The sequence below is a fragment of the Streptomyces sp. ISL-66 genome (assembly GCF_018614135.1).
Lineage (GTDB): Bacteria > Actinomycetota > Actinomycetes > Streptomycetales > Streptomycetaceae > Streptomyces.
The window spans coordinates 50,112-58,556 of the sequence record NZ_JAGGOW010000074.1 but is presented as its reverse complement, the minus strand read 5'-3'; the positions used below and the strand labels follow the sequence as shown (position 1 = coordinate 58,556).

General features: G+C 72.8%; 5 protein-coding genes. 3 read left to right on the top strand and 2 right to left on the bottom strand.

The genetic code is table 11. From position 1 onward, the window contains the following. The first annotated feature begins 462 nt into the window (after positions 1-462). Both J7E97_RS15570 and ptsP read left to right on the top strand, forming a co-directional pair. Positions 463-912 carry a PTS glucose transporter subunit IIA gene (locus J7E97_RS15570; RefSeq protein ID WP_215027407.1) on the top strand — a complete coding sequence of 150 codons (450 nt, stop codon included), beginning with the start codon at positions 463-465 and terminating at the stop codon, positions 910-912. Between the two features lie 74 nt (positions 913-986). Next, on the top strand, positions 987-2,657 hold the full coding sequence (ptsP, locus tag J7E97_RS15565; protein WP_215027405.1) for a phosphoenolpyruvate--protein phosphotransferase: 1,671 nt from the start codon (positions 987-989) through the stop codon (positions 2,655-2,657). Positions 2,658-2,766: 109 nt separating this feature from the next. On the opposite strand, the gene J7E97_RS15560 is transcribed toward ptsP, so the two are convergent. Further along, positions 2,767-3,690 carry a hypothetical protein gene (locus J7E97_RS15560; RefSeq protein WP_215027403.1) on the bottom strand — a complete coding sequence of 308 codons (924 nt, stop codon included), beginning with the start codon at positions 3,688-3,690 and terminating at the stop codon, positions 2,767-2,769. A gap of 73 nt (positions 3,691-3,763) precedes the next feature. Beyond that, positions 3,764-5,740, bottom strand: a complete 1,977-nt coding sequence (locus J7E97_RS15555; RefSeq protein WP_215027401.1) for an acetoacetate--CoA ligase — start codon at positions 5,738-5,740, stop codon at positions 3,764-3,766. Positions 5,741-5,993: 253 nt separating this feature from the next. Between J7E97_RS15555 and J7E97_RS15550 the strand changes: the two genes are divergently transcribed. Continuing rightward, complete coding sequence (locus J7E97_RS15550; protein WP_215027399.1) at positions 5,994-8,423, top strand: glycoside hydrolase family 31 protein; 2,430 nt, start codon at positions 5,994-5,996, stop codon at positions 8,421-8,423. The last annotated feature ends 22 nt before the right edge of the window (positions 8,424-8,445 follow it).

Below are 8,445 nucleotides of genomic sequence, written 5' to 3'. Positions count from 1 at the left end.
TGCGTTTCCGACTCTATCAGAGTCAGTCCCGCTTGTTTTTCGCCTTCCAGGTCATTCGCTTTCGCGTTTTCCCTTTCCGGCGAGTCCGACTCTATCAGTCCTTTTCCGTCTCGCTGACCATTCTCCGTTTTGCCGAATAGGCATGCGAAGAGAGTCGAGATCAAGATCAGTAATGAAAGAGGAGGGTGCCCGTCCATCAGCCGTTCGCGAAATGTTCACGCGGGGCTTCCTGGCAGGAGTCACGACAGTACAGGTCTGCCAGTGCCCAAGCAAATCGGTTCAGGCGTATGGTCTAGTCCACTAGGTTGTCATCCGATCAGCTCGGGACCTCCGTCAGCACCTCTCTCAGGAGGGGCACTTCGGACGGAACCGGGGCGTCTCATGACTTACCCTGCTCAAAGTACGCCGTCCAGGACAGCTTGTGACGGCGACACGAAGAAGCCCCACCCCTGGGAGGCCCCCATGACCAGCGTGACGTCCCCACTCGCCGGGACCGCCATCGGACTCGCGGCAGTGCCCGATCCGGTGTTCTCCGGCGCGATGGTGGGACCGGGTACCGCCATTGATCCCGTACGCGAGCCTGCCGAGGCCGTGTCTCCCGTAGACGGTGTAGTCGTCTCCTTGCACCCGCACGCGTACGTCGTCGTGGACGGCGAAGGCCACGGTGTGCTCACGCACCTCGGCATCGACACCGTTCAGCTCAACGGCGAGGGCTTCGAGCTGCTCGTCAACAAGGGCGACACCGTGACCCGCGGCCAGGCCGTCATCCGTTGGAACCCCGCTGCGGTCGAGGCCGCCGGCAAGTCCCCCATCTGCCCCGTCGTGGCACTGGAAGCGACTGCCGACGCCCTCACCAACGTCGTAGAGGCCGGAGCCTTGAAGGCCGGCGACGCCCTCTTCGGCTGGCAGTGACGAATCCGCCTGCTCGGGCGAACTGGACATCCAACGCGGCGGGTGGACCCGCCGCTCAATCGGAGACGGGTGTAATGGAGACAACGCTGCGAGGCGTCGGCGTGAGCCACGGTGTGGCGATCGGCGAGGTCCGGCACATGGGTACGGCGGTTCTCGAGCCGCCGGCGAAGCAGATCACCGCGGACGAGGCGGAGCGCGAACAGGGGCGCGCCCGTCAAGCCGTGGAAGCCGTGTCGGCCGACCTGATCGCGCGCGGCCAACTAGCCGGTGGCGAGGCCCAGCACGTGCTCGAGGCCCAGGCGATGATCGCCACGGACCCCGAGCTGATGGCGGACGTCAACCGGCGGATCGCCGTCGGCAGCACCGCCGAGCGCGGCGTGTACGACGCCTTCGCCTCCTACCGCGACCTGCTGGCGGGCGCCGGCGAGTACATGGCCGGCCGCGTGGCCGACCTGGACGACGTGCGCAACCGCATCGTGGCGCGCCTGCTCGGCGTGCCGATGCCCGGCGTGCCGGACAGCGACGAACCGTACGTCCTGATCGCGCGGGACCTCGCGCCCGCTGACACGGCGCTGCTCGACCCGGCGCTCGTCCTCGGTTTCGTGACCGAGGAAGGCGGCCCGACCAGCCACAGCGCGATCCTCGCGCGGGCGCTGGGCGTGCCGGCCATCGTGGCGCTGCCAGGTGCCGGCGAGATCGCCGAGGGCACCCTCATCGCGGTCGACGGCAGCACGGGCGACCTGTTCGTGGACCCGTCCCCGGAGAAGCGGGCCGAGCTGGCGGCCGCGGCCGCCGAGCGGAAGGCCGCTCTGTCCGCGTCGTCCGGTCCGGGCGCGACGTCCGACGGTCACAAGGTGCCGCTGCTGGCCAACATCGGCGGTCCGGCCGACGTGCCGGCGGCCGTCGAGGCGGGGGCGGAGGGTGTGGGGCTGTTCCGCACCGAGTTCCTGTTCCTGGACGACAGCAAGAAGGCTCCGACCGAGGAGAAGCAGGTCGAGTCGTACCGCAAGGTCCTCGAAGCCTTCCCCGAGGGGCGTGTCGTCGTCCGCGTCCTGGACGCCGGCGCCGACAAGCCGCTGGACTTCCTGACCCCGGCCGACGAGCCGAACCCGGCTCTGGGCGTCCGTGGACTGCGCTCGCTGCTCGACCACCCGGACGTGCTGCGCACGCAGCTGACCTCGCTGGCCAAGGCCGCCGCGGGGCTGCCGGTCTACCTCGAGGTCATGGCTCCGATGGTGGCCGACCGGACCGACGCCAAGGCGTTCGCGGACGCGTGCCGCGAGGCCGGTCTGCAAGCGAAGTTCGGAGCGATGGTGGAGATCCCCTCCGCCGCGCTCCGGGCGCGCTCGATCCTGCAGGAGGTCGAGTTCCTGTCGCTGGGCACCAACGACCTGGCGCAGTACGCCTTCGCTGCCGACCGCCAGGTCGGCGCCGTGTCGCGACTGCAGGACCCGTGGCAGCCCGCGCTGCTCGACCTGATCGCCATGTCGGCCGAAGCCGCCAAGGCCGAGGGCAAGAGCTGTGGTGTCTGCGGCGAAGCCGCCTCCGACCCGCTGCTCGCCTGTGTGCTGACCGGGCTGGGTGTCACCTCTCTTTCGATGGGTGCCGCTTCGATTCCGTACGTGCGGGCGACGCTCGCGAAGCACACCCTCGCGCAGTGCGAGCGCGCGGCGGCCGCCGCGCGTGCCACGGACACCGCGGAGGAGGCCCGTGTGGCCGCCCAGGCGGTGCTGTCCGGCGAGTAGCCGGCCGGCCCCGGAGGGGTTGATGTCGAGTCGAGGGGCCTTCGCCTGTGGCGAGGGCCCCTCGGCCGTTTCCGGAAGACGGGTCCACACCCGTCCGGGTCGGTTCGGGTCAGTGGGGCGGGCCCGGTTCGTCCACCTCGTATCCCGGGCAGTATTCGACGCCGGACTCGGGGGCCACGGGCTCGCCGGTGTCGGCGTCGGTGCAGTAGGCGTTGAAGACGGCCGCCGCGGAGAGCGGTACGAGGCGGCCGCGGTCGAGGCGCCAGCCGTGGACCCGGTCCCGGGGGCCCGGCCCTTCGGTGCTGCTGCGCAGGACCAGTCCCCCGGGTCCGCCGAGGGCCAGGCCGGCGGCGAGGACGGTGACGAAGTCGAGGCTTTCGCGGCCCCCGACCCGCCAGGGGCCGTCCGCCCGGGTCTCCGCGTGGAGGGCGGCCACGAGCTGTTCGTCTTCGGTCGGGACGCTGCACACCAGGTGGTGGTGGCCCGGGCCGGCCCGGGCCACGAGGCGGTCGAGGACGTCGGCGGCGCGCTGGAGGGAGGCCGTTCCGATGTCCTCCCCGCAGTCGGCGCAGTTGCCCACTGCGGCCAGGAGCGTGGCCGCGTACTCCCAGGTGGCCTGCCGGACGGCCTCGTCGAGGAGGAGCGGGGCCAGCTCGTCGACGGGGCGGCCGGTGTACGGGAGCACGGTGCTGGTCCCGGCCAGCTCGGCGGTGAAACGGGTGCGGCCCTGCGGGGTGTCCGGATCGATCCCGCGCTCGGCACAGTACTCGGCGTACTCCTCGGGGTCGAAGAGCGCGACGGTGGTGTGGATGCCCTGGGCCGCGAGGGAGCGGAGCAGGCCGTCGACGTGGTGGAGGTAGTCGCGGTGGTCGTCGAAGGTGAAGCTGCGGTACCGGCGCATGGCCGCGAAGTCCCCGGCGTCGGCCAGGAGGCCGACGGTGCTGGGGGCTTCGCGGCGCAGCGTGCGGCGCCTGCTGGTGCGGGCGGGTCGTCCCGCCGTGGTTCCGGTCCGGTTGTCGTCTGAGCGTGGCATCGGTTCCCCCTGAGTGTGCAATCACTTGCTCACAGAGAGTAATCACCGCCACTGACAACGGGCCTGGGGCCGGTCAGCCCCGGGTGCGGGCGAGCTCCTCGTAGAAGCGCAGGAGGTCGATGTTGTCGACCGAGCCGGCGTTGACGGCCTTGGCCATGGGGGCACCCTGGAGGAGGCGCTTGACCGGAACCTCGATGCGCTTGCCGGTGAGGGTGTGCGGGACTCCCGGGACCTCGATGATCTCGTCGGGGACGTGGCGCGGGGAGAGCTCCTCGCGGATCGTCGCCTTGATCCGGGCGCGGAGGCCGTCGTCCAGGACGGCCCCGGGCGCGAGGTGGACGAAGAGCGGCATCCAGTAGCCGCCGTTCGGCTCTTCCAGGCCGATGACCAGGGACTCCTTGATCTCCGGGAGCCGCTCGACGGCCTCGTAGATGTCGGCGGAACCCATCCGGACGCCCTGGCGGTTCAGGGTGGAGTCGGACCGGCCGTGGATGACGACGGAGCCGTGGTCGGTGATCGTGATCCAGTCACCGTGGCGCCAGGCGCCGGGGAACATCTCGAAGTAGCTCTCGCGGTAGCGGCTGCCGTCGGGATCGTTCCAGAAGCGGATCGGCATGGAGGGCATGGGATTGGTGACCACGAGCTCGCCCACCTCGCCGATGACGGGCTTCCCGGACGGGTCCCAGGCCTGGAGGTCGGTGCCCAGGCAGGCGGCCTGGAGCTCGCCGATGTGGACCGGGAGGGTGGGGACGGCTCCGGCGAAGCAGCTGCAGACGTCGGTGCCGCCGCTGACGGAGGCGATCCACAGGTCTTCGGCCACCTCGTCGTGCAGCCAGCGGAAGCCGTCGGGCGGCAGCGGGGAGCCGGTGGTGGCCACGCACTTGACGGCGGAGAGGTCGAAGTCGCGGGCGGGATGGACTTCCGCCTTGCGGCAGGCCATCACGTAGGCGGCGGAGGTCCCGTAGAGGGTGGCCTTGGTGCGCTCGGCGATGCGCCATTGGGCACCGGTGTCGGGGTAGCCCGGGCTGCCGTCGTAGAGGACGACCGTCGTGCCGGTGAGCAGGCCGGAGACGAGGAAGTTCCACATCATCCAGCCGGTGGAGGTGTACCAGAAGAACCGGTCCCCGGGACCGAGGTCGCAGTGGAGGCCGATCTGCTTGAGGTGCTCCAGGAGGATGCCTCCCTGGGACTGGACGATCGCCTTGGGCAGGCCGGTGGTCCCGGAGGAGTAGAGGACCCACAGCGGGTGATCGAAGGGGACCGGCTCGAAGACGGGCTCGGTGTCGCCCGAGGTGAGGGCGGACCAGTCCAGGGCCCCCTCGGGGGCCGGCGTGCCCAGGAGCGGGATGTGGACGACGGCGCGCAGCGAGGGCAGTTCGGCGCGCAGCTCGGCGACGGTGTCGCGGCGGTCGTGCTCCTTGCCTCCGTAGCGATAGCCGTCGACGGTGAAGAGGACGACGGGTTCGACCTGCTGGAAGCGGTCCAGGACGCTGCGGGCGCCGAAGTCGGGGGCGCAGGAGGTCCAGACCCCGCCGACGGCGGCGGTGGCGAGGAGCGCGGTGACGGCCTCGGGGATGTTGGGGAGGTAGCCGCTGACCAGGTCGCCGGGGCGCACGCCGAGGGCGCGCAGTTCGGCGGCGAGCGCGCCGACCTGGCGGCGGAGCTCGGCCCAGGTGACGGAGGTGGGCTCGTGGGTCTCGTCGACGTGGAGCAGCGCGGCGTCGGCGGCGCGCGCCGGGTCCTCGCCGGCGCGCAGGGCGTGCTCGGCGTAGTTGAGGGTGGCGCCGGGGAACCAGCGTGCGCCCGGCATGGACCGGTCGGCGAGGACGGATGCGTAGGGGGTGGTGAAGCGGACGTCGAACCACTCGGCGACGGCCTGCCAGAAGGTGTCGAGCGCGTCGACGGACCAGCTGTGCAGGGCCGGGTAGCCGCCGTCGGCGGGGGCGCCGTGGTGTTCTGCGGCCCAGGCCTGGAAGGCGGTGATCCGGGCCGCGGCGATCCGGTCGGGGCCCGGGGACCAGAGGGGCTCGGGCGGGGTGGCTGCGGTCATGGGTCGGCTCCCGGTCACGTCTGCGGCTCGCGCTTCGTGGGCGTGTCGTATGGGTGGGTCGTGTGTCCGTACGGTGCGGTGTCCGTACGGTGCCACCGCGCGGGGGGTGTGCGCGCGGGGGCTCACAGGGACGATGCCATGTGATCGACATCCGCACCAGAGCGGTCATCGGCGGCCGGCTGTGATCCTTTTGAGAGTGAACGGTAGTTGAACGCCGCCTGCTGGGCCAGGTGGCGGTGGGAGGGTGGGGGCCATGGACGGCTCTGAACTGGTGCATGTGCTGAAGGACCTCGGCAGCGAGCGGGGACGGCGTGCCTGGCGCTCCGCCTGGCGCAACCGGCGCGTGGACGCGGCGGGGCTCACGCCCCGGGGCGCGGAGCGGGCGCGGGTGCCGGGGCTGCTGACCGGTACGGAGCCCCGGCCGGGCGGGGGTGTACTGCGGTTCACCCGTTCGGAACTGCTGGTACGGGTCACCACGGGCGGGGCGGTGTTCTGGGGCTGGGACGGGGCCGCGCCCACGCCCTCGTACGCGGTGGTGGGCAGCGGGCCGGAGCCCGATCCGCGCGCCGAGCTGGAACCGGACACCGAGGGCGGTTGGCGGGTGGTGTCGGAGCGGGTGACGGTCGCGGTGTCCCGGCACGGGGCGGTGGAGGTGCGCACCCCGGGCGGGACCGTGCTGCGGCGGGACCTGCCGCCGCGCTGGTGGGAGCCGGCGCGATCGCCCACGGGTGCGCAGGCTCCGGCGGACGGCGCGGCCGGATCCCGAGACCCGGCGGCCGGTTCCCGAGACACGGCGGTGGGGGCCCACGGGGCCCGGTGGCTGCTGCGCAGCCAGGTCCCGGCCGACGCACGGGTCTTCGGGCTCGGCGGGCGGGCGGCGGGGCCCCGGCTGAGGGACGGCTCGTACCGGCTGTGGAACACCGATCCCCAGCACGGGTTCGGGCCGGGCGACGACCCGCTGTACATCACCATGCCGGTCCAGTTGGTCGTGGCGGACGCGGGGACCCACCTGGTGTTCCACGACAACACCTGGGACGGGCGGGTGGTGTTGAGCGAGGGCGAGGAGGGCGCCGGCTCGGGGGCGGACCGGCCGGGGACCTGCGAGCTGCGCATGGAGGGCGGCCCGCTGCGGTGCTGGGTGCTGGTGGGGCCGCCGGCCCGGGTGCTGCGGGGCTGGTCGGGGCTGACGGGCGGGGCGGCCGTGCCCCCGGAGTGGGCGCTCGGGTACCAGCACGCGCGGTGGGGGTTCGGGAGCGCGGCGGAGGTCCGCCGGATCGTGGCCGGTTATGCGCGGCGGGATCTGCCGCTCTCCGCCCTCCACCTGGACATCGACCACTACGACGGGCACCGGGTCTTCACGGTGGACCGGGAGCGGTTCCCCGATCTTCCGGGGCTGGCGGGCGAGTTGGTGGCGGACGGGGTGCGCCTGGTCTCGATCGTCGACCCGGCGGTGAAGGCGGGCGACGCGGTCCACGCCTCGGGGCTCGCGGTCGGCCGGCACGGGGCCTTCGTACGGGACGCGGCGGGGCGGGAGGTCCGGGGCGAGGTGTGGCCGGGCGAGTGCGCGTACCCGGACTTCACCGATCCGGCCGTGCGGGAGTGGTGGGGCGGGCTGTACGAGGAACGCCTCGCGCAGGGCTTCGCCGGGGTCTGGCACGACATGAACGAGCCGGTCTCCTTCGCCGCGTTCGGGGACCGGACGCTCCCCCGCTCGGCGCGCCACGTACTGGACGGGGCCGGCGGGGACCACCGGGCCGCGCACAACGTGTACGGGCTGACGATGGCACGGGCGGGCTGGGAGGGCCTCGTACGGCTACGCCCGGACGAGCGGCCGTTCCTGTTCTCCCGGTCGGGGTGGGCGGGGATGCAGCGGTACGGGGGCACGTGGTCGGGGGACGTGGAGAGCACCTGGGACGGGCTGCGGGCCTCTCTGGCGCTGGTGCTGGGGCTCGGCCTGTGCGGGGTGCCGTACTCGGGGCCCGACATCGGCGGTTTTTGGGGGTCGCCCTCTCCGGAGCTGTATCTGCGGTGGCTCCAGCTGGGCTCGTACCTGCCGCTGTTCCGGACGCACGCGGCGATCGGGGCCGGGCGGCGGGAGCCCTGGGAGTTCGGGGCGGAGGTGGAGGAGGGTGCGCGGGCCGTCCTGGCCGAACGGGAGCGGCTGCGCCCGTACTTCGTGACCCTGTCCCACCTTGCCCGGCGGACCGGGGCCCCGTACGTGCGGCCGCTGTGGTGGGAGGCGCCGGAGGACCGGGCGCTGCGGGACTGCGAGGACGCGTTCCTGCTGGGTGACGCGCTGCTGGTGGCTCCGGTGCTGGAGTGCGGGTCGGACCGGCGGGCGGTGCGGCTGCCGCGCGGCCGGTGGTACGACACGGCGACGGGCACGGCGTACGAGGGGCCCGGCCAGGTGCTGCTGGACGCGCCGGTCGGCCGGATCCCGGTACTGGCACGGGCGGGCGCGCTGCTGCCGGTACGGGGCGCGGACGGATCGGTGGCCCTGGAGGCGTGGGCTCCCGCGCGCGGGCGTACGGGCGGCGGGCTGGTGATCCGCGATCCGGGGCCGGGCTTCGGGCCGGGCGAGGTGGAGCGGTACACGGTGCGGTGGATCGGCGGGGCGGTGGTGGTGCAGGACGAGGCCGGTGAGCCGGTGGAGGGGGTGACGGTGCGGGGGGTGGAGCCCTAGCAAGGGGCGGCGGGGGCGGCGG

Bases quoted from the DNA above. Each gene is read 5' to 3' on its own strand.
- ptsP (WP_215027405.1), top strand. From the start codon at position 987: ATGGAGACAACGCTGCGAGGCGTCGGCGTGAGCCACGGTGTGGCGATC.
- J7E97_RS15555 (WP_215027401.1), bottom strand. From the start codon at position 5,740: ATGACCGCAGCCACCCCGCCCGAGCCCCTCTGGTCCCCGGGCCCCGAC.
- J7E97_RS15560 (WP_215027403.1), bottom strand. From the start codon at position 3,690: ATGCCACGCTCAGACGACAACCGGACCGGAACCACGGCGGGACGACCC.
- J7E97_RS15570 (WP_215027407.1), top strand. From the start codon at position 463: ATGACCAGCGTGACGTCCCCACTCGCCGGGACCGCCATCGGACTCGCG.
- J7E97_RS15550 (WP_215027399.1), top strand. From the start codon at position 5,994: ATGGACGGCTCTGAACTGGTGCATGTGCTGAAGGACCTCGGCAGCGAG.